Consider the following 18793-nt stretch of genomic DNA (forward strand, 5'->3'; position numbering starts at 1 on the left):
CAAAAACGCCGGGTATGGTCAAATGAAGACCTCTTTAAGGTTTTTACTGTGCTCGATCTGCGGATTTCTCGCAACAATTCAGTCACTTCCGGGAAAGTGTTTCCTGACTTTTTCGTCCAAATCCAGGGGCCGATATCGGATCAGGTCATGTTGTTCCAGACGGGTTCTCACGTCGGGGTCTGCACCGCTGATTTCGTCAAAAAATGCACGCAGCCCATCCATGCCGCCTTTGGCCTCGATCCAGCTGAGTAATTCGTTCATGTTCATGCCGCCCCGTTCACGTGGAACATTCAGGGACATTCCTGGCTGATACGAGCCACGCGCCAGGCGAAATCGAAGGTGAGCCTTAAAATGTTCCCAGTCGGGGGCGTGTCGATGGCACAGCTCCAACCCCGGCAATTCGAACTTGCAGGGCAAGAGTGTTTTTTCCTGGAACAGGTTGTGGATACGAAAACTCAGTTTCTTCAAACCCGTCCGGACGATCAGCTTACCTTGCAAATGGCTGAAGAACCCACCCAAAACAAACGCGCCATAACGCGGGTACAGCGATTGTACGAGGGCGTCACGGTGGGGGGTCTTTGGAAGATGCGCCTTAAAAAGATCCGTGCCACCGCCCACGGCTTCGATCGGGCGGACACGTACAGCGGGGATGTGGTTGGGAACATCGGTCAGTTGCTGGGGAATGGGACGGTCCGTCCACAGAAACTCGTCCATGTCGATATGGGCCAACCAATTCAGATTGGTCTTGCGATAGGTGAATGACGCATTTGCGGTCTGACGGTTTTGATGCCGTTCGGGCCGTTCACGCTTGCGGCTGGCCCAGAAGGCCTCATCGCATGTATGCACGTCGACCTTCGGATGCCGATCCAGGGCATCGAAAGCTTTGGAATTGGGTTCATCCAGATAGATGTGCATCAGGTCGACCCCAAGATCGAGGTGATAGGCAACAAATCGCAGGATATCCGGGGCAGGGCCCCGAACCGTTGAAACAATGCCCCAGCCAGAGCCGTCAGTCATCAATGTGATCCAACAGGGACTGCCGGGTCTTGTAGTGCTGGATGCGCCCAAAAATGCTGCGCGGGTCGTACATCACCAGTTTCAACATCCGGTACCCCAGCGGGCGCAACACCGCGTCGTTTTCTGCATGACGCCAAAGGCGTGCCAAAAGGTTGCGATCCAGATCGCCATTCCGTAGCGAATAGCCCGCCATGCCGAATGCCAATGGAACGTCGTGGTGTTTTTCACCCTGCGTCTCAAAGGCTTGATCGTTTGGACGAAGGGATACCCGACGCTCGCTATCATGCAGCTTGATCAGATCGTACAACAGGAACAGACCCTGTCCGCCCAAGCGCTGATCCAGTGTTTCGCCATGGTCGGCGAATGTGGTTGCCGAGGAAATAAGCCAACGCACAGGCAGGTCCCGCGCTAACTCTGAACCCTTTTCCCGCCACATCCGCAGAAACAGCGCCCGTGCCTCAGCCGGTGACGGATGCCGGCGCAGCAATGCGATGCACATTGCGTGAACAAGATGCAGCAGCGATTGGCCAGAAAATTCCTGCTGCAGCGCGTGGTACTTCCTGCGCGCGTCCTGCTTGTGGTCAAAGCTGGCGTCCGGGTCAGGTTTTTCTACGGGTGTTTGGGCAAGTTCACTCAGATCAACATCCGGCGGCGGCAGTACCCGTTGTGGATCGCGATAAGGAACCTCTTTGCGTTCCAGATGGCGCATCACCGAATAGAAGCCGCCGGGATAGTTTTCCTGATCCAAATCCGCCATGCTTCGGAACCCTAGAGAACGGTGCCCAAACTACAAGACCCGGATCAAACCATCATTTCCTTGGTCGCCGTCAGGTTCAGCTCGGGGTAATCACGCACGACCCGGTCGATATCCCATTGCAAGCGCGTCAGATAGACGATGTCGCCGTCATGATCATGGGCGATGTGCTGTTTATTAGCGTTGACGAACTTTTCAACCTCGGCCTTGTCACCGCTCACCCAGCGGGCAGAGGTGAACTGCGACGCCTCGAACCGGACGGGTAGACCGTATTCCATCTCAATCCGGCTGGCGAGGACTTCGAACTGCAGCGCACCAACGACGCCGACGATATAGCCCGAACCAATCGATGGCTTGAAAACCTTGGCTGCACCTTCCTCGGCAAATTGCATCAGGGCTTTTTCCAGATGCTTGGCCTTCAGCGGGTCGGCTGCCCTGACAGTTTGCAGCAATTCCGGTGCGAATGACGGGATCCCGGACACGCGCAGCGCTTCGCCCTCGGTCAGGGTGTCACCGATGCGCAGCTGACCGTGGTTGGGGATTCCAATGATGTCTCCGGCCCAGGCCTCTTCGGCCAGTTCGCGGTCAGAGGCCAGAAACAGCACGGGGTTCGAAATCGCCATCGGTTTCTTGGATCGCACGTGTGTCAACTTCATGCCGCGCTTGAAATGACCGCTTGCCATGCGGACGAATGCAACCCGGTCGCGGTGCTTGGGGTCCATGTTGGCCTGCACCTTAAAGACAAAACCGGCGACCTTCTTTTCATCAGGCGCAATTTGTCGGGGTTCAGCGGACTGGACCTGCGGCTGCGGGCCATAGGCGCCGATACCTTCCATCAGTTCCTTGACCCCGAACGAGTTGATCGCCGAGCCGAACCAGATCGGAGTCATGTGCCCCTCAAGAACCGCCTGCGGGTCCAGAGTAGGCAGCAGCTCGCGCGCCATCTCGACCTCTTCCAGCAGCTTGTCCAGCAGATGCTCGGGTACGTGTTCGGCCAGTTTGGGGTCGTCCAGACCGTTGATCTGAATGCTTTCAGCTACCTTGTTGCGGTCGGCGCGGTCCATCAATTCCAGTCGGTCGCGCAGCATGTCATAGCAGCCGATGAAATCGCGACCCACGCCGATCGGCCACGCAGCGGGCGTGACGTCGATGGCCAGCATCTCCTGAATTTCGTCGATGATCTCGAACGTATCGCGGCTTTCGCGGTCCATCTTGTTACAGAAGGTCAGGATCGGCAAATCGCGCAGGCGGCAAACCTCGAACAGTTTCTGCGTCTGGCTTTCCACACCTTTCGCGCCGTCGATCACCATAACGGCGGCGTCCACGGCGGTCAGCGTGCGATAGGTGTCCTCGGAAAAATCTGAGTGGCCGGGTGTATCCACCAGATTAAAACGAAAGTCCCCGTAATCGAAAGACATGGCCGAGGCCGAGACCGAAATGCCCCGATCTTTCTCCATCTGCATGAAGTCCGACCGGGTCCGCCGCGCCTCGCCCTTAGCGCGCACCTGACCGGCCATCTGAATCGCGCCCCCGTACAACAGGAACTTTTCAGTCAGCGTCGTCTTGCCCGCATCCGGGTGCGAGATGATGGCGAATGTCCGGCGTCGGGCAATCTCGGGCGGCAATACGGGTTGGTTGGTGGCGGTATCAAGCATGAACGCGCGTATAGGCGGGGAATCCTGCCGAAGCAAGACAAAGGGGGTGTTCAGAATCGTATGGTTATGCCAATAAGAACAAATAGTGAACAAAAGATGGAGAGGATCAATGAATTTGAAAGAAATCGCAGACGAACTGGTCGCTGGGTGTCGTGAGGACCGGGCCAAGGAAAACCTAAACAAATTATACGCGCCTGATGCCGTTTCGGTCGAAGCGCAAGAGATGGAAGGTATGGGGCGTGAAACACACGGCGTCGAGGGCATCCGCGGCAAACACGAATGGTGGGAAGGCGCGCATGAGGTCTCGGGCGCGTCGGTCAGTGAGCCTTATTTGCACGGCGACGATCGCTTTGCCGTAATTTTCGAAGTGCAGGGCAAGGTTAAGGAAAGTGGTGAGACCTTCGATATGAAAGAGGTCGGTATCTATCACGTCGCAAACGGAAAAATCGTGCGCGAAGAGTTCTTTTACTGAAGCTTTGTGACTTCTGGTCTTCCCTGTCTGGCCGGTGCTAGACATGCGGGCAACAACAGATGGGGAGGATCAAATGGATCTGGGAATTCGCGGAAAGCGCGCGCTGGTTTGTGCAAGCTCAAAAGGGCTGGGTTTAGGCTGTGCCGAGGCGTTGGCCGAAGCTGGGGTTGATCTGGTGATGAACGCGCGCGGGGCCGAGGCGTTGGATGCCGAAGCTGCTCGTTTGCGGTCCGAATATGGCGTCGATGTGAAAACCGTGGCTTGCGATGTGACCTCGGTAGACGGACAGGCGCAAGTTATCGAAGCCGCGCAGGGCGTTGATATACTTGTGACAAACGCCGGTGGCCCGCCACCCGGACTGTGGTCGGACTGGGATCGTGACGATTTCATCAAGGCGCTGGATGCAAATATGCTGACACCGATTGCCTTCATGAAAGCCTTGTTGCCGGGGATGATGGACAAGGGCTGGGGCAGGGTGGTCAACATCACGTCGCAATCCGTGCGTGCGCCGATCCCTGCTTTGGGCCTGTCCAACGCGGCGCGGACTGGTTTGACCGGCTATGTCGCTGGTACAGCGCGACAAGTCGCGCCGCGTGGAGTGACGATCAACAACCTACTGCCGGGCATTCACGCGACGGATCGCGCGGATTCGCTGGATGGTGGCGTGGCTGCACAAAAAGGAATTTCCATGGATCAGGCGCGCGCCGAACGCGTCGGGACGATCCCTGCACGTCGGTATGGGACGCGGCAGGAATTCGGCGCGGCCTGCGCGTTTTTGTGTTCGCAACACGCCGGCTTTATCGTCGGGCAGAATATACTGCTGGACGGTGGCGGAACCAATCTGACGATGTGAGTCATGGCACAGAACTTCTCGCTCAAAGATCAGTTGTTTAATGCGGAAAAGACCTGTTTTTTAGCGGGCCTTTTCGCCGATGCTGATCCATCCTTTGATGCCAAGGCTTTCGAGGCGCAGGTCATGTCGCGGCTGCTGGAGCTTGAACTGAAAGAGCGCATGGCCTGGATCGCCGACTGCCTGCAACAGGCCGTACCCGGAGAGCTGCCGACTGTCGCGCCAACCCTTCTGCGCGCACTGCCACCGCCTTTGGACCCAACCAAAACAGATGATGATTTCGGTGATTTCATCTTTGCGCCTTTGGGGGATTGGATCGTTTCAGTGGGGTTGGAGTATCCTGATCTGGCTTTGGACGTGCTTGAAGAACTGACCCAACGATTTTCGATGGAGTGGGCCATTCGCCCATTCCTCAACCGCTATCCGGATCAGGTCTTGGCGCGGATGGAACTATGGTGCGGGCATGACAGCTATCACGTGCGCCGTCTGGTCAGTGAAGGCACACGACCACGGTTGCCTTGGGGGCAGGCGGTAGGGCTGGAGCTGACCGACCCGCTGCCATTGTTGGACCGGCTGCATAGTGACCCAACACGCTATGTTACGCGGTCTGTGGCGAACCATCTGAACGACATCACCAAGAAAGACCCTGCGCTGGTGCTGGACCGGTTACAGGACTGGTCCGAAACCGGGACACAGGATCGGGACGAACTGCGCTGGATGACCTCACATACGCTGCGGGGGCTGGTGAAGGCAGGCCATCCCGGTGCCATGAAGATGTTGGGCTTCGATCCCGAGGCCGAGATAACCGCAAGCGTGCAGGTGAACCAAGAGGCGCGGATTGGTGGGGCGCTTGAGTTTGATGTCGCGTTGACCGGTGCGGGGGATCAACCTGTTCTGGTCGACTATATCATTCATTTTCAACGCCCTGGCGGCAAAACTTCGGCCAAGGTGCATAAGCTGAAGCAGGCGACCTTGCGCGATGGTGCGCTGAGTCTGACCAAGAAGCACAAGCTGAAAGGCAATGCGACCACGTTCAAGCTGGTCCCCGGCGCACATCGGCTAGAGATTCAGGTGAATGGGCGGGTTCGCGCCTCGGTCGATTTCGACCTGCTGGGCTAGGGCAGGACCCTCACGCTTTTGTCAAAATTGGTAGCAGTGGTTGCACAGGCGGCAGTGCTGCATTAGCTGCGAAGCAGCCAGTGAGGAAAGGGGTGCTGCGATGAAGCATGAATCAGTGCAGAATTACTATGGCGAGGTCCTTCAGGGCAGCGCGGATTTGCAAACCAACGCTTGCTGTACTCCCGATGACATGCCGGACCATGTCAAAAAGATCCTCTCGAAAATTCATGATGATGTGCTGACGCGCTACTATGGTTGCGGCCTGATCGCGCCGCTGGATCTGGAGGGGATGAGCATCCTTGACCTGGGTTGCGGGGCTGGTCGCGACGTTTATGCCCTGTCTGCGATGGTGGGTGAAAAGGGTCGCGTGGTCGGGGTCGACATGACGCCGGAACAGCTAGACGTCGCTCGCGCGCATCAGGATTTCCACGCGCAGGCCTTTGGTCATGCCGCCAGCAACGTAGAATTCCATCACGGCTACATCGAAAAGTTGGATGAGCTGGACCTGGAACCTAGTTCCTTCGACATCATCGTCTCGAATTGCGTGATCAATCTGGCCACCGACAAAGAGGCCGTCCTACGCGGTGCCCATCGTCTGCTGAAAGAGGGTGGTGAGATGTATTTTTCGGACGTCTACGCCGACCGTCGTGTTCCGCAGGCCATGGCCAAAGATGAAGTTTTGTACGGCGAATGCCTGTCCGGCGCACTGTACTGGAACGATTTTCTGTCGATGTCGCGCAAGGCGGGGTTCGGTGATCCACGCCGCGTCACGCACCGCCCGCTGACCATTGAGAACCCTGTGCTGGAAGAACGCGTCGCACCGCTGAAGTTCCTGTCGGCGACTTATCGACTGTTCAAACTGTCCGTACTGGAACCCGCTTGCGAGGATTACGGGCAGGCCGTCATCTACAAAGGCACCATCCCGCACGCGCCACATCTGTTCGAACTAGATGACCACCACGCGATCGAGACAGGCAAGGTGTTTCCGGTCTGCGGCAATACATGGATGATGTTGAACGATACCCGTTTCGCGCGGCATTTCGACTTTATCGGTGATTTCTCTACGCATTATGGCATCTTCGATGGTTGCGGCGGCGAAAGCCCGTTTGAAGCCACCGGCGCGATCACGAGCGCGTCGACCGGCGAGGCTACCTCGGGCGGCTGCTGCTGATCACTTGCACCGGACGGGCGGGGTTGCTATCCCCGCCTAAGACCGATGAATTTGATCGGGAAAAGGCAACGAGGCCCATCGGTGACAATAGACGTAACTCCTCCTCGTCTGGAAATTCGCAATCTTAACGCACGGTACGAGGGGCGGGTTGTAGTTGACGACGTCTCTTTGACGGTTGAAGCAGGGAAAGTGACTTGCCTGCTTGGGCCTTCGGGGTGCGGCAAGTCGACCACGTTGCGCATGATCGCCGGGGTTGAGATGCAGGAGTCCGGTGAGATCTATGTCGACGGCAAGCTAATCTGCGACACCGTGTTCCGGGTTCCGCCCGAACGCCGCGAGATCGGCCTGATGTTTCAGGATTTTGCGCTGTTTCCGCATTTAAGTGTAGCCGACAACGTGGCCTTTGGCCTGACGGGGCATAAAGAAGAAAAGCGCGCGCGCGTTGATGAGTTACTGCGCAAAGTTGATCTTATCCACTTCATCGACCAATTCCCGCATCACCTGTCCGGGGGCGAGCAACAACGTGTCGCTCTGGCCCGCGCACTGGCCCCGCGTCCACGGATCATGCTGATGGACGAGCCGTTCTCTGGCCTCGACAACCGGCTGCGCGACGGTATTCGGGATGAGACGCTGGCGATCCTCAAGGAAGAAGATGCCGCCGTTGTGTTGGTGACGCACGAGCCCGAAGAGGCGATGCGCATGGCTGATGAGATCGCACTGATGCGCCGCGGCAAGATCGTGCAGCAAGGTGCGCCTTACAACGTCTATACCCGTCCGGCTGACAAAGCGGCTGTGGCATTTTTCAGTGATGTCAACGTGTTACAAGCGCAAGTGAATGGAGCGTTGGCCGATACACCCTTTGGTCAGTTTCTAGCGCCGGGCATTCCCGACGGCACAGATGTTGAGATTGTATTCCGGCCACAGCACGTGCGGTTGGACTTTGACCGCAATGGCAAAGGCCCGCTGCCCACGGCAACCGATGGCGTTGCGGCTCGCGGCACGGTCGAGAGAGCGCGGTTCTTAGGCAACGAAAGCCTGGTCGAGTTCCGCATGGACCATGATGGTTCCGTTCTGAAGGCCACGGTGCCGAATGTTTTCGTGCCAAATCCGGGACGGGTCATGTGGCTGACCATTCGCCGGGATCGGTGCTTTGTTTTCCCCATTTAGGGCCTGAAAACGTAGTTTAGGCTCAAGTGGTGCGCGAAAGCCTCAGATTGCAGGCGTGCTTTGCTTGCCGCCGCGCGGGGGCGGGTCTATCAAGGTCAAAACGCTGCGGTGGATGGGGCAAATGCGTATTCTTCTGACCAATGATGACGGCATCAACGCGCCGGGCCTGATCACGCTTGAGGCGATTGCCGCCGATCTAGCTGGGCCCGACGGAGAAGTCTGGGTGGTTGCACCTGCGTTCGAGCAATCGGGTGTCGGCCATTGCATCAGCTATACCCATCCGATGATGGTCGCCAAACTGGGGGATCGGCGTTTCGCCGCCGAGGGCTCGCCCGCCGATTGTGTGCTGGCCGGTCTGCACGACGTGATGAAGGACGCGCCGCCCGATTTGGTGTTGTCTGGCGTGAACCGGGGCAACAATTCGGCGGAAAACACTCTGTATTCCGGTACTGTCGGTGGCGCGATGGAGGCCGCGTTGCAGGGCATTCCGGCGATTGCCCTGTCTCAATATTTTGGTCCGCGTAATCTGGGGCTGGACGATCCGTTCGAGGCCGCGACCCGGTTCGGGGCGGGTCTGGTGCGGAAAATATTGGACGCGACCCCGGCCGAGCAAGCCGATTACCGTCTATTCTACAACGTAAATTTTCCGCCCGTGCCCGCGGACGAGGTTCTGGGCACCCGGATCGCACCGCAAGGATATCGCCGCGATACGCATTTCTCGGTCGAGCCGCACAGTTCGCCCTCTGGGCGGCGGTTCCTGTGGATCAAGGGTGGGTATCAGCACAACCCAACCGCGCCGGGCACGGATGCGGCGGTTAATCTGGCGGGCTACATCTCGGTCACGCCGATGCGCGCGGATCTGACGGCGCATGACGCGCTTGAGGCATTGAAGACGATCGAATGACCGGACCAGATCCAGAAACAATCATGCAGTTCCTGTTTGCCCTGCGATCGCGCGGGGTGACGGATGCGCGGGTGCTGGCCGCGATGGAGCAGGTTGATCGTGGCCGCTTTGTCAAAGGTCTGTTTGCCGAGCGCGCATATGAGGACACACCTTTGCCGATTGCCTGCGGGCAGACGATCAGCCAGCCGTCAGTTGTGGGGCTAATGACACAGGCGCTGGACGTGCGCCCGCGCGACACAGTGTTAGAGGTCGGTACAGGCTCGGGCTATCAGGCGGCGATCCTGTCCAAACTGGCGCGCCGGGTCTATACGGTCGAACGACACAAGCGACTGGTGCGCGAAACTGGTGCGCTGTTTCGCGAGCTGGGGCTAACCAATGTCACCGCGATGCTGTCGGATGGATCCTTTGGTTTGTCCGAACAGGCCCCGTTTGACAGGATCATTGTAACGGCTGCGGCAGAAGACCCGCCAGGGCCGCTCTTGGCGCAGCTTAAAATCGGCGGTATCATGGTTTTGCCGGTTGGACAGTCGGATGCGGTTCAGACCCTGATCCGGGTCAGGCGGACCGAGACCGGTCTGGACTATGACGAATTGTTACCCGTTCGTTTCGTGCCCTTGTTAGAAGGGCTTGGCCGGGACGGGGCGTAAAAGAATATTCTGCAACATGCGCCGGAACCCCGGAAAACACGGGCAGGCGTTGAGGACAGTAAGATGAGAGCAGTTTCCAAATCAGCGATGCTCCGCTGCGTGACAGGTGTGGCGGCTTTGGCGATTCTGGCAGGGTGCGAAGGCCCGCTGGACTACGATCTGCGCGGGCAGGTCGGCGGATTTTCGACCGCAGATGCCGCGCGAGGGGTGACCGCGAACCGGCCAGCACCGGATGCGCGCGGGGTCATCACCTATCCGAACTATCAGGTAGCCGTTGCGCAACGCGGCGATACGGTCGCCTCGGTTGCTGCCCGCGTCGGTTTGCCCGAGGGAGAGTTGGCCGTGTTCAACGGTCTCAAACCGACGGACAAATTGCGCGACGGCGAGGTTATCGCCCTGCCGCGCACGGTCAGTTCGACCAGTTCAGTGGATATCGCCTCGATTGCCGGAACCGCGATTGATGAGGCGCCGGCAGATGGCTCGGTTAGGACATCGACGTTGGCGCCCACCCAACCTGCGGCCGCGCCTGCACCGGCCCCTGTGGCATCGGGGCCCGAGCCGATCCGTCACCAGGTCAAACGCGGCGAGACAGCTTATACCATTGCACGGCTTTACGACGTGCCAGTGGATGCGCTGGCCGAATGGAACGGGTTGGGGTCGGACTTTACCGTACGGGAAGATCAGTTCCTGTTAATCCCGATCAAGAACCAGCCTGCTCCAAGACAAGCGGCTGTGCCCGCCAGCAATGTGACACAACCCGGCCAGGGCTCGCCCACGCCGACACCGCCAAGTGCCACGCAACCGTTGCCGGACGAGGTGATCGCTCCGGCCACACCTGCGCCCGACGTGACGGCCGAGGCTCCGACAAACCAAAGTAGTTCTGCCCTGGGATTGCCAGTTACCGGGACGATCATTCGCACCTATGACAAGGGCAAGAATGAAGGGATCGACATCGCCGGACAGTCGGGAGCTGCGGTAAAGGCAGCCGAAGCCGGGACCGTTGCGGCGATCACCGCAGATGCGGATCAAGTGCCGATTATAGTGGTTAAACACAACAGCGACCTGCTGACCGTCTATGCAAACGTTGACAAGATCACGGTTAAAAAGGGCGACCGTGTGCGCCGAGGCGAACAGATTGCATCCTTGCGTGGCGGCGACAATTCCTATGTCCATTTCGAGGTGCGCAAAGGGTTCGAATCCGTCGATCCGGAACCTTATCTGAAGTGATTGGAATGGCCCATTTCGGGCCATATAACTGACAGCCGGGTCTAGGCGTGCGGGTCGAAATCGCTTAGTGTTTTGCCGGGCTCGTCAGCGAAGATTTCCGGTAGGGGTGAGACAGCCTCGATCAGGTCGATGCGAAACACGCGGAACCCTTCGCGCAACTCACACCATGCGGTAAGGGTCCAGACGCGGCCCCAGTACTCCATATGAAGAGGGCGAATGGTGCGGTCTGTCAGAACGCCGTCGATACGGCGATAGGACAGGTGCAGTTTCTGCCGGGTTTTGATCGCGGACCGAATCGGAGCCATATGCGCCAGCCCCCGCGCAGCGTCTGCAAAGGGGTAGACGGCGAACTTCCACGTGTCCGCCTCGGCCACGACCTGGGTGGGCAGTACAGCGTCAATCTTGTCGGCCAGGGTTTCTGCGGCGGCCTTCAGATCGGGGTCTGCGGCCTCGGCCACGATGGCCATGCCGAGGTTCAGCGCTTCAAGCTCGGCCGGGGTCAGGTTCAGCGGGGGCAGGGTGATTTGCTCGCGGACCATATAGCCTACGCCACGCTCACCCTCTACCGGAACACCCGAGGCCACCAGCGTGTCCATATCGCGATAGATTGTACGAACCGACACTTCGAGCCGGTCCGCAATATCCTGCGCGCGGTGCAGTTTGCCGTCGCGCAGGATCTGAATGATGTCGAACAGACGATCAGAGCGGCGCATGACACGCCGCCCGGACCGCGTTTATGCGGTCATTTTCCATTGCACATTCTCGTGGCGCATCTGGACACTGTCGGGTTGGATCGCGGCCATCAAGGCCGGGGCAAAGGTTTGCTGCGGGAATTGCGCCGCTGCGTCCTTGGCGGCCTTCATATCCGTCCAGATTACATAGTCGGTCCAGCGGCCGTCTTCACCCTGGCTTAGCTGACGGTGGGCAAAACCCGGGGCGTTGCGAACGAACGCCTCGGACGCCTGGCTGAGTTTGACGAACTCTTCCGGTGTTGTCCCGTTGGCGAGGGTGAAGGTGACGATTTCAGCAACATGGGTCATTTGATTCTCCGTTGACCAGGTTTCGATGCCCTGTTCCTAATGTCCTTCAACTGACATAAACCTGTCAGTTGTGAAATGCCAGCCTGCAAAAATTGCGTGATCGGATCAATTTTGAGCGCGGAATTGATCTGGCGCACTTTTGCGCAAGGCCATGCAGGCGTAGACACAGACCCAGATCACATTCCCGGCGCAACGCGTCGACGTACAAGGAGAAGAGACATGCTCAACAATATCGGCCTTCCCGGTCTGCTACTGATCGCCGTTGTGGTGCTGGTGCTGTTTGGCCGCGGTAAAATCAGCTCGTTGATGGGTGAAGTGGGCAAGGGCATCACCTCGTTCAAGAAGGGCGTCAAAGAAGGCGCGGACGAGCTGGAGCAGGACGCTGCCGAAGTGGCCAAGGACGTCACGCCCGAGACCGACAAAGACAAGGCCTAAGCGCAGATGTTTGATCTGGGTTGGACCGAGCTTCTGGTCATTGGCATTGTTGCCCTGATCGTTGTGGGGCCAAAGGACCTGCCGGTTCTGTTTCGCAATGTTGGCCGCTGGGTTGGCAAGGCCCGTGGTATGGCGCGCGAATTCAGCAGCGCCATGAACGAGGCCGCGGATCAGGCAGGTGTGAACGAGATCAAAAAGGGTCTGAACGCAGCCGCCAATCCCGTCAGCACCGCCATGGACAGCGTTAACGAGGCGGCGCGGGACGTTGCCAAAAGCATCGATCCCACCAAGTTCGACCCCGACAGCGAAACAGGCAAGTTGGCGGCTGAGCGGGCTGAGCAGGCCAAGAAGATTCAGGCCTCAACTGCCCGTGCTGCGGCTGAGCGTAAGGCCAAAGAAGCGGCAGATGCGCTAGCCAAAGCCGAAGAGGCCGAGGCCGCGCTGAAGACTGAAAGCAAGACATGACAAAGACCGACGAGATCGAAGACAGCTCGGCCCCGCTGATCGAGCATCTGGCGGAACTGCGCACGCGGCTGATCCACTGCGTCGTGGCGTTTTTGGTCGGGATGATCATCTGTTTCACTGTGGCCACGCCGCTTTTCAACTTCCTGACTAACCCTTTGTGCGAAGTTTTGGCCGAACGCGGGCAGGATTGCGGGTTGATTTTCATCTCGCCGCAAGAAGGGTTCTTCGTTGCTATCAAGGTCTCGCTGCTGGGTGGCTTTATCTTGGCCTTCCCATATATCGGGATGCAGATGTGGCGCTTCGTGGCGCCGGGCCTCTACCGATCGGAAAAGAACGCGTTCCTGCCATTCATGCTGGCCTCGCCCTTCATGTTCCTTCTGGGGGCAAGCTTTGCATTCTATGTCGTAACACCACTGGCTTACGACTTCTTCCTCGGGTTCCAGCAATTTGGTGCCGAAGGAGAGGCAGTGGTCGAAGGCGCAACCGCGGCTCCGCTGAGCGTGGTGTTCCAGGGCTCGGCGCAGGAATACCTGAACCTGACGATCAAGTTTATCGTGGCCTTTGGCCTGTGTTTTCAACTGCCCGTTTTGTTGACCCTTATGGGGAAGGCGGGGCTGGTTACGGCTGAAGGACTGGGCTCGGTTCGGAAATACGCAGTGGTTGCCATTCTGGTGCTTGCCGCGCTGGTGACACCGCCTGATGTGATTACGCAGGTTATTCTGTTTGTGGTGGTCTACGGCCTGTATGAGATTTCGATCTTCCTAGTCGCCCGGGTCGAAAAAAAGCGCGAAGAGCAACTGCGTGCCGACGGCTACTATGACGACGAAGAAGAAGCCGACGAAGAGATCGTGCGGGAAGAAGACAGCAAGTAACCCCGCTGAAAACCATGAAACAGTCGCGCTCAATCGGCGCGCCTTTTTCGTGCCTGGCCCTTGTTGCGCCGCTTCGAACATGGTTTGAACCGCGCAAGACATGACGCCGGAGGCCCCAATGGACGACCAAGCCCTGAACCGTATCGCCGACGCGCTGGAACGGATGGCACCAGCCCCTTTGGACGCGCCCGATTTCGCGGCTGCCCCGGCATTTGTCTGGCATGTTGAACCGGATCGGCTGGAGCCCGTCACGCAGGTCAACCGCGTCGATCTGGATTTGCTGGTGGGCATCAACCGGTCCCGCGATACTCTGCTGGACAATACGCGCCGATTTGCTGCCGGCTTCAAAGCAAATAACGCGTTGCTTTGGGGCGCGCGGGGGATGGGGAAATCCAGCCTCGTCAAAGCTGTTCACGGCACGCTGCAGATGGATTTCCCAGATCTGAAGCTGGTGGAACTCCAGCGCGAGGATATGGGCTCAGTCGCCCGCCTTCTGAATCACCTGCGTGCCGCACCGCACCGGTTCATTCTGTTCTGCGATGACTTATCGTTTAGTCATGACGACCAGCACTATAAATCGCTCAAGGCAGTGCTGGACGGGGGTATCGAAGGGCGCCCGGAAAACGTCGTATTCTACGCCACCTCGAACCGCCGCCACCTGATGCCGCGCGATATGATCGAGAATGAACGCTCCAGCGCGATCAATCCGTCTGAGGCGGTCGAGGAAAAGGTTTCACTGTCTGATCGGTTCGGCCTGTGGTTGGGCTTCCACCCTTGTGATCAGGACGAATACCTAGCGATGATCGACCGCTATTGCGGGGCATATGGCGTGTCGGTTGACGCTGAAACCCTGCGTGCCGAAGCCATCGAATGGCAGGCAACGCGGGGCGCGCGGTCGGGCCGCGTGGCTTGGCAATTCTTCGTCGATCTGGCCGGGCGCAACGGCGTGCGCATCGCCTAACCCGCCCGCTTCATCTTTTTTCCAAATACTCACGCCGGAGGCATGGCCCAAAGGGCCATTCCTTACAGCAAAGATAAAATCCGAGCGGCTTCGTCTGCCGTGCTGGTCAACGCATCGCGATCCTCACCGGGATGGAAACGCGCACGTACGGCGGTTGGCATCGGGGCAGGTTCGACAATTGAAACCCTCGGGCCGGTGCGTTTGGTCTCTTGTGCCCAGCCACGTGCCAGCGCCATCTGCGCCGCCTTGGTTGCACCGTAGATGCCGTAAAACTTCTGACCGGCTTTCGGATCGTCAAAGAACACGGCATGGCCGGTTTCACCCAACAGGGGGGCAATATAGGGGATCAGAACTGACGTCGCCGTGGCGTTGGTATTTACGGCCTTAGTCCACTCTTTCGGGTCGATGAAATGCGTGGGTGTCAGGGCCGAGGTGTGAACGGCTGTGTGCAGCCACAAATCCACCTTGCCCCAGCGATCATGGATGCCCCGGCACAACGTCGCCATGGCGTTGGGGTCGGCGATATCCATCGGTGCCAGGGTTGCGGCACCGCCTTTGGCCCGAATGCGGTCATCCAGTTCTTCCAGCCCGCCGGTGGTGCGGGCAACGGCGACAATGTGATATTCGGGTGCCAGTGCCTCGGCCAGGGCAGCGCCCAACCCACGAGAGGCCCCGGTGACGAGGGCAATTTTGGTCTGATCGGTCATGACAGGGGTTTGAACCCCCGCACGCAGGGCGTCAAGACAGATTAACTGCCGGGTATGACGATCCGCTTGGTCTGGCCGCTTTGTCGCAGCATTACGCCGTCGGCATCAATGGCAACGATGGTGCCCGACGACACGCGGCTGCCCAGCTTGACCTCTTTCACACGTCCCGAAGACATACGCATAAGGGCCCGCATGTCCGATTTCGGACCAAAGACCCCCAGAACAGACAAAGAGCTTTTTTTCAGCGCACCTTTTTGCGTGGCCGCGCTTTTGACAGTGGCGTTTGACATGTATTCCGGCCTGACCACAGCGGCCCGACCCCTTGATTGAGTGGTTGGCAACCTGCGGGCTACCAAACCGGATCAGAAAGGAAAAGCCCGGTTGGCCGAGCGCTTCCCAAGGGGATTTTGCATTGCGGCGAAGCCCTTGCGGTTGCAATTTCTTCACCGATGGGTTGTGGCGGAAATCTACCGATGCGGCCTGCCAGGCAGGCAGAAAAAGGCCCGCATCACATCGGTGAAACGGGCCAAAAGCAAGGTCGATTCGGATCAAATCCTATCCCGAGGCCAGCTTCGCGCTGTTCCACGAGCCGCCCGGAACCTGCATATCTGCGCGTTTCTTGCTGACCCGATTGCTGTTTTCGAGACTGTCCAGATAGTCATCGCTGACGCTGCCGGTGATGTAATTGCCATCGAAACAGGAACAGTCAAAGGCTTCGATTTCGGGGTTGCCTTCTTTGGCCGCCCAGATCAGGTCGTCGAGATCCTGATAGAACAGGGCATCTGCGCCGACTTCCTGACGGATTTCTTCGATATCTTTGCCATTGGCGATCAGTTCATGCTTGGTGGGCATGTCGATGCCATAGACGTTGGGGAATTTTACCGGCGGTGAGGCGCTGGCGATGTACACTTTTTTAGCCCCGGCTTCGCGGCACATCTGCACGATCTTCTTGATTGTATTGCCGCGCACAATGGAATCATCGATCAGCAGAACGTTGTGATCGCGGAACTCCAACGGAACGGCGTTCAGCTTGCGGCGCACCGATTTCTGGCGCTCTTCCTGGCCGGGCATGATGAAGGTTCGCCCGACATAGCGGTTTTTGACCAGACCTTCGCGGTATGGAATGCCGGTGGCCTTAGCGACCTCAAGCGCCACGGGGCGGGCGCTGTCGGGCACGGGGATGATGCGGTCGATCTCAAGCCCTGCGGCTTGGATCTGGCGGGCCAGCGTCTGACCCATGCGCATCTGGGTTTTGTAAACCGAAACGCCATCCAGCAGCGAGTCCGGGCGGGCCAGGTAGACATATTCAAAGATACACGGGGTCAGTTGACCTTCGACCGCCTGGAAGGTGTGCATGTTTCCATCCAGATCAATCAGTATGGCCTCACCGGGGTTAAGGTCGCGCAGCTTTTCAAAGCCGTTGATGCCAAAGGCCACATCCTCTGAGGCAAAGGCGTAATCGTCGCCGTCGCCGTCCACATCGCGCTTGGCGACGGAAAGAGGACGGATGCCATAAGGATCGCGGAACGCCAGCATGCCGACACCGGCAACCAGACAGATTACCGAATAGGCGCCTTGGATTCGCTCCATCGTCATCTTCACACCGGCAAAGATGTTGCGGATCGGTTCGCCGTTGCCGTTGACCTTGATCGCATCGGCAACCTTGTCGGCCAGCACGTTCAGCAGGATTTCGGAATCCGACGTGGTGCGCAGGTGACGGCTGTATTTGGCGGTCACCTTCTCACGCTGTTCGGCGGTGTTGGTGATGTTGCCATTATGAACCAGATAGATGCCATAGGGCGCGTTCACAAAGAACGGCTGCGCCTCGGACGCGCTGAGCGATCCTGCGGTCGGGTACCGCACATGACCCATGCCGATCTTACCCAGAAGGGTCTCGGCGTCTTGTGCGTTGAACACGTCCTTGACCAGACCATTTGCCTTCTTTTCACGGAAGAAGCCGTCGTTATAGGTGACGATCCCCGAGGCATCCTGACCCCGGTGCTGTAGCATCAGCAGCCCGTCATAGATTTCCGCAAAGACATCATGTGTCCTGCTTGCGATCCCTAAAATCCCACACATGTACGGGCTCCAATTTCCATGACGTTTTGACTAGCGGTGATGATCTGAACGTCTGCATGGGTATGCCAGTGCGACTTGTTTCCATCCCGGCTGATGATGCAAACGCGCCAATGTCACGAGGGCAAGCGCGAGAGAAAACAGGTACAGCAAGATCGGTGGCTCCGATTCCATGTCAGTTCGGCCTCCACATAATGCCTAATGCGCCCTGTGTCATCAAAGGATCACATTCACCAATCGTCGCAGGTGCGTTTTATGAAAGGTGACTGGAATAGGTGACATATAGGCATGCTTGTGCTGTCATGGTGCAAGTAGCGGTTTTTTACCTAGTGTATGAGTTTCGATAGGACGTTAGCCATGTGGGAACACAAGCAAGGAAGAAAAAAAGAAGACCCAGTAAAACGCCGGTGCCATCGCTGCCGTGGCATGGGCCGGTCGCCTTGTCCGATTTGCAATGGCTCTGGCGAGGTGATCAAAAGCCGCGATATCCACGGCAAACCCATAATGGGCCGCTGCGAGGGGTGCTTTGGCCTGAAGAACACCCGATGCACGGTTTGCGGTGGAGAAGGTTTTTTAACTGAATACGTCTGAAAGGCAGCCAAGAAAAAAGCCCGGTCAATGCCGGGCTTTTTCTTATTCAGTTGCGGTCGGTGCCGTGGTTTCCGATGCCTCTGGCGCCTCGGTGCCGGCGCCACAGCTTGCCACGAGCTCTTCATATTGTTGGGTGACCCAACCCAGCCATTGCTCGGGGTTTTGTTCTTCGATGCGGTCGCTGAATTGTTCGAACACTTTGGCGGAACGGCTTTCGTCGACCATCGTATAAGATTGACCGGTCATGACCGTGTCATAGACAAAGAAGGCGATAGCCACCAACAGGATGCCGCGCGCGATGCCAAAGAATAAGCCAAGCGCCTGATCCAACCCACCAATGGCCGAGCGTTGCACGATCGATGAAAACAGCGGAGTAAAGATGCTGACCACGATTAGAGCGATCGCAAACACGGCGGCAAAGCCGGTGATCACCGACAATTCGCAGCTGTCGCGCAGGAAATCTCCAACGACCGGGATCTCTTTCACCAGCGGAACGGCCTGGGGTGCAAAAATAAAGGCCAGTACGGCGGCTGCGACCCAGCCAGCGATGGCCAAAACCTCACGTAAAAATCCGCGTGAATAGGCCAGCAGGCCTGACACGACGATGATCAGGGCAACCACCCCGTCGATAATTGTAAAACCTTCCATGGCCCTCGCCTGTAC

Annotated in this window: 21 protein-coding genes; 12 read left to right on the top strand and 9 right to left on the bottom strand. The window is 58.1% G+C overall.

What is annotated here, in order from left to right:
- Positions 1–78: 78 nt before the first annotated feature.
- The 3 genes from ACR0AJ_RS07250 to ACR0AJ_RS07260 are packed head-to-tail and all read right to left on the bottom strand — an operon-like array spanning position 79 to position 3426.
- Positions 79–1017 (bottom strand): glycosyltransferase family 2 protein, encoded by a 939-nt coding sequence (locus tag ACR0AJ_RS07250; protein WP_480740464.1) that lies wholly within the window; start codon positions 1015–1017, stop codon positions 79–81.
- A complete protein-coding gene (locus ACR0AJ_RS07255; RefSeq protein WP_170348924.1) occupies positions 1010–1774 on the bottom strand; it encodes a hypothetical protein in 765 nt (254 codons plus the stop codon). Before ACR0AJ_RS07255 ends, ACR0AJ_RS07250 begins: the two co-directional genes overlap by 8 nt.
- Before the next feature lie 44 nt (positions 1775–1818).
- Positions 1819–3426: a peptide chain release factor 3 gene (locus ACR0AJ_RS07260; protein WP_480740466.1), complete on the bottom strand. Its 1608-nt coding sequence runs from the start codon at positions 3424–3426 to the stop codon at positions 1819–1821.
- 109 nt (positions 3427–3535) lie between these two features.
- On the opposite strand from ACR0AJ_RS07260, the gene ACR0AJ_RS07265 reads away from it, so the two are divergent.
- From ACR0AJ_RS07265 to ACR0AJ_RS07300, 8 genes are all read left to right on the top strand, one after another.
- Positions 3536–3898, top strand: a complete 363-nt coding sequence (locus tag ACR0AJ_RS07265; protein ID WP_170358779.1) for a nuclear transport factor 2 family protein — start codon at positions 3536–3538, stop codon at positions 3896–3898.
- Positions 3899–3971: 73 nt separating this feature from the next.
- Positions 3972–4751, top strand: a complete 780-nt coding sequence (locus ACR0AJ_RS07270; protein WP_480740468.1) for an SDR family oxidoreductase — start codon at positions 3972–3974, stop codon at positions 4749–4751.
- A 3-nt stretch (positions 4752–4754) separates the two neighbouring features.
- Positions 4755–5867, top strand: coding sequence for a DNA alkylation repair protein (locus ACR0AJ_RS07275; RefSeq protein ID WP_480740469.1), 1113 nt, complete (start codon positions 4755–4757; stop codon positions 5865–5867).
- Between the two features lie 100 nt (positions 5868–5967).
- A complete protein-coding gene (locus ACR0AJ_RS07280) occupies positions 5968–7038 on the top strand; it encodes a methyltransferase domain-containing protein (RefSeq protein WP_480646903.1) in 1071 nt (356 codons plus the stop codon).
- 45 nt (positions 7039–7083) lie between these two features.
- Positions 7084–8205: an ABC transporter ATP-binding protein gene (locus tag ACR0AJ_RS07285; RefSeq protein WP_170358774.1), complete on the top strand. Its 1122-nt coding sequence runs from the start codon at positions 7084–7086 to the stop codon at positions 8203–8205.
- A gap of 121 nt (positions 8206–8326) precedes the next feature.
- Positions 8327–9109, top strand: a complete 783-nt coding sequence (gene surE, locus ACR0AJ_RS07290; protein ID WP_480740472.1) for a 5'/3'-nucleotidase SurE — start codon at positions 8327–8329, stop codon at positions 9107–9109.
- Positions 9106–9756: a protein-L-isoaspartate(D-aspartate) O-methyltransferase gene (locus ACR0AJ_RS07295; protein WP_170348917.1), complete on the top strand. Its 651-nt coding sequence runs from the start codon at positions 9106–9108 to the stop codon at positions 9754–9756. Before surE ends, ACR0AJ_RS07295 begins: the two co-directional genes overlap by 4 nt.
- A gap of 63 nt (positions 9757–9819) precedes the next feature.
- Positions 9820–10983: a peptidoglycan DD-metalloendopeptidase family protein gene (locus ACR0AJ_RS07300; protein ID WP_480740474.1), complete on the top strand. Its 1164-nt coding sequence runs from the start codon at positions 9820–9822 to the stop codon at positions 10981–10983.
- Between the two features lie 41 nt (positions 10984–11024).
- Here ACR0AJ_RS07300 and ACR0AJ_RS07305 read toward each other — a convergent pair whose 3' ends face one another.
- Positions 11025–11696 (bottom strand): helix-turn-helix transcriptional regulator, encoded by a 672-nt coding sequence (locus ACR0AJ_RS07305; protein ID WP_170358768.1) that lies wholly within the window; start codon positions 11694–11696, stop codon positions 11025–11027.
- A 21-nt stretch (positions 11697–11717) separates the two neighbouring features.
- Positions 11718–12023, bottom strand: coding sequence for a hypothetical protein (locus ACR0AJ_RS07310; protein WP_170348914.1), 306 nt, complete (start codon positions 12021–12023; stop codon positions 11718–11720).
- Between the two features lie 219 nt (positions 12024–12242).
- On the opposite strand from ACR0AJ_RS07310, the gene ACR0AJ_RS07315 reads away from it, so the two are divergent.
- The 4 genes from ACR0AJ_RS07315 to ACR0AJ_RS07330 all read left to right on the top strand — a co-directional run bounded on the left by ACR0AJ_RS07315 (position 12243) and on the right by ACR0AJ_RS07330 (position 14756).
- Entirely contained in the window at positions 12243–12458 is a 216-nt protein-coding gene (locus ACR0AJ_RS07315; protein ID WP_170348913.1) for a twin-arginine translocase TatA/TatE family subunit, read from the top strand.
- A gap of 6 nt (positions 12459–12464) precedes the next feature.
- On the top strand, positions 12465–12923 hold the full coding sequence (tatB, locus tag ACR0AJ_RS07320) for a Sec-independent protein translocase protein TatB (RefSeq protein ID WP_170348912.1): 459 nt from the start codon (positions 12465–12467) through the stop codon (positions 12921–12923).
- Entirely contained in the window at positions 12920–13795 is an 876-nt protein-coding gene (gene tatC, locus ACR0AJ_RS07325; RefSeq protein WP_170348911.1) for a twin-arginine translocase subunit TatC, read from the top strand. Before tatB ends, tatC begins: the two co-directional genes overlap by 4 nt.
- Before the next feature lie 118 nt (positions 13796–13913).
- Positions 13914–14756 carry an ATP-binding protein gene (locus ACR0AJ_RS07330; RefSeq protein WP_480646895.1) on the top strand — a complete coding sequence of 281 codons (843 nt, stop codon included), beginning with the start codon at positions 13914–13916 and terminating at the stop codon, positions 14754–14756.
- Between the two features lie 62 nt (positions 14757–14818).
- Here ACR0AJ_RS07330 and ACR0AJ_RS07335 read toward each other — a convergent pair whose 3' ends face one another.
- The 4 genes from ACR0AJ_RS07335 to ACR0AJ_RS07350 all read right to left on the bottom strand — a co-directional run bounded on the left by ACR0AJ_RS07335 (position 14819) and on the right by ACR0AJ_RS07350 (position 18778).
- On the bottom strand, positions 14819–15463 hold the full coding sequence (locus tag ACR0AJ_RS07335) for an SDR family NAD(P)-dependent oxidoreductase (RefSeq protein ID WP_170348909.1): 645 nt from the start codon (positions 15461–15463) through the stop codon (positions 14819–14821).
- A 41-nt stretch (positions 15464–15504) separates the two neighbouring features.
- Positions 15505–15753: a hypothetical protein gene (locus ACR0AJ_RS07340; RefSeq protein WP_170348908.1), complete on the bottom strand. Its 249-nt coding sequence runs from the start codon at positions 15751–15753 to the stop codon at positions 15505–15507.
- 265 nt (positions 15754–16018) lie between these two features.
- On the bottom strand, positions 16019–17542 hold the full coding sequence (gene purF, locus ACR0AJ_RS07345) for an amidophosphoribosyltransferase (protein WP_170348907.1): 1524 nt from the start codon (positions 17540–17542) through the stop codon (positions 16019–16021).
- A gap of 630 nt (positions 17543–18172) precedes the next feature.
- Positions 18173–18778, bottom strand: a complete 606-nt coding sequence (locus ACR0AJ_RS07350; protein WP_170348906.1) for a CvpA family protein — start codon at positions 18776–18778, stop codon at positions 18173–18175.
- Between the last annotated feature and the right edge of the window lie 15 nt (positions 18779–18793).

The sequence above is a fragment of the Ruegeria sp. CJ9 genome (genome assembly GCF_056536625.1).

What these genes read in the sequence shown, in the direction of transcription:
- ACR0AJ_RS07315 (WP_170348913.1), top strand. Translation starts at nt 12,243, where the DNA reads ATGCTCAACAATATCGGCCTTCCCGGTCTGCTACTGATCGCCGTTGTG.
- ACR0AJ_RS07310 (WP_170348914.1), bottom strand. Translation starts at nt 12,023, where the DNA reads ATGACCCATGTTGCTGAAATCGTCACCTTCACCCTCGCCAACGGGACA.
- ACR0AJ_RS07255 (WP_170348924.1), bottom strand. Translation starts at nt 1,774, where the DNA reads ATGGCGGATTTGGATCAGGAAAACTATCCCGGCGGCTTCTATTCGGTG.
- surE (WP_480740472.1), top strand. Translation starts at nt 8,327, where the DNA reads ATGCGTATTCTTCTGACCAATGATGACGGCATCAACGCGCCGGGCCTG.
- ACR0AJ_RS07285 (WP_170358774.1), top strand. Translation starts at nt 7,084, where the DNA reads ATGAATTTGATCGGGAAAAGGCAACGAGGCCCATCGGTGACAATAGAC.
- tatB (WP_170348912.1), top strand. Translation starts at nt 12,465, where the DNA reads ATGTTTGATCTGGGTTGGACCGAGCTTCTGGTCATTGGCATTGTTGCC.
- ACR0AJ_RS07330 (WP_480646895.1), top strand. Translation starts at nt 13,914, where the DNA reads ATGGACGACCAAGCCCTGAACCGTATCGCCGACGCGCTGGAACGGATG.
- ACR0AJ_RS07280 (WP_480646903.1), top strand. Translation starts at nt 5,968, where the DNA reads ATGAAGCATGAATCAGTGCAGAATTACTATGGCGAGGTCCTTCAGGGC.
- ACR0AJ_RS07340 (WP_170348908.1), bottom strand. Translation starts at nt 15,753, where the DNA reads ATGTCAAACGCCACTGTCAAAAGCGCGGCCACGCAAAAAGGTGCGCTG.
- ACR0AJ_RS07335 (WP_170348909.1), bottom strand. Translation starts at nt 15,463, where the DNA reads ATGACCGATCAGACCAAAATTGCCCTCGTCACCGGGGCCTCTCGTGGG.
- tatC (WP_170348911.1), top strand. Translation starts at nt 12,920, where the DNA reads ATGACAAAGACCGACGAGATCGAAGACAGCTCGGCCCCGCTGATCGAG.
- ACR0AJ_RS07250 (WP_480740464.1), bottom strand. Translation starts at nt 1,017, where the DNA reads ATGACTGACGGCTCTGGCTGGGGCATTGTTTCAACGGTTCGGGGCCCT.
- ACR0AJ_RS07300 (WP_480740474.1), top strand. Translation starts at nt 9,820, where the DNA reads ATGAGAGCAGTTTCCAAATCAGCGATGCTCCGCTGCGTGACAGGTGTG.
- ACR0AJ_RS07305 (WP_170358768.1), bottom strand. Translation starts at nt 11,696, where the DNA reads ATGCGCCGCTCTGATCGTCTGTTCGACATCATTCAGATCCTGCGCGAC.
- ACR0AJ_RS07295 (WP_170348917.1), top strand. Translation starts at nt 9,106, where the DNA reads ATGACCGGACCAGATCCAGAAACAATCATGCAGTTCCTGTTTGCCCTG.
- ACR0AJ_RS07260 (WP_480740466.1), bottom strand. Translation starts at nt 3,426, where the DNA reads ATGCTTGATACCGCCACCAACCAACCCGTATTGCCGCCCGAGATTGCC.
- purF (WP_170348907.1), bottom strand. Translation starts at nt 17,542, where the DNA reads ATGTGTGGGATTTTAGGGATCGCAAGCAGGACACATGATGTCTTTGCG.
- ACR0AJ_RS07265 (WP_170358779.1), top strand. Translation starts at nt 3,536, where the DNA reads ATGAATTTGAAAGAAATCGCAGACGAACTGGTCGCTGGGTGTCGTGAG.
- ACR0AJ_RS07270 (WP_480740468.1), top strand. Translation starts at nt 3,972, where the DNA reads ATGGATCTGGGAATTCGCGGAAAGCGCGCGCTGGTTTGTGCAAGCTCA.
- ACR0AJ_RS07350 (WP_170348906.1), bottom strand. Translation starts at nt 18,778, where the DNA reads ATGGAAGGTTTTACAATTATCGACGGGGTGGTTGCCCTGATCATCGTC.
- ACR0AJ_RS07275 (WP_480740469.1), top strand. Translation starts at nt 4,755, where the DNA reads ATGGCACAGAACTTCTCGCTCAAAGATCAGTTGTTTAATGCGGAAAAG.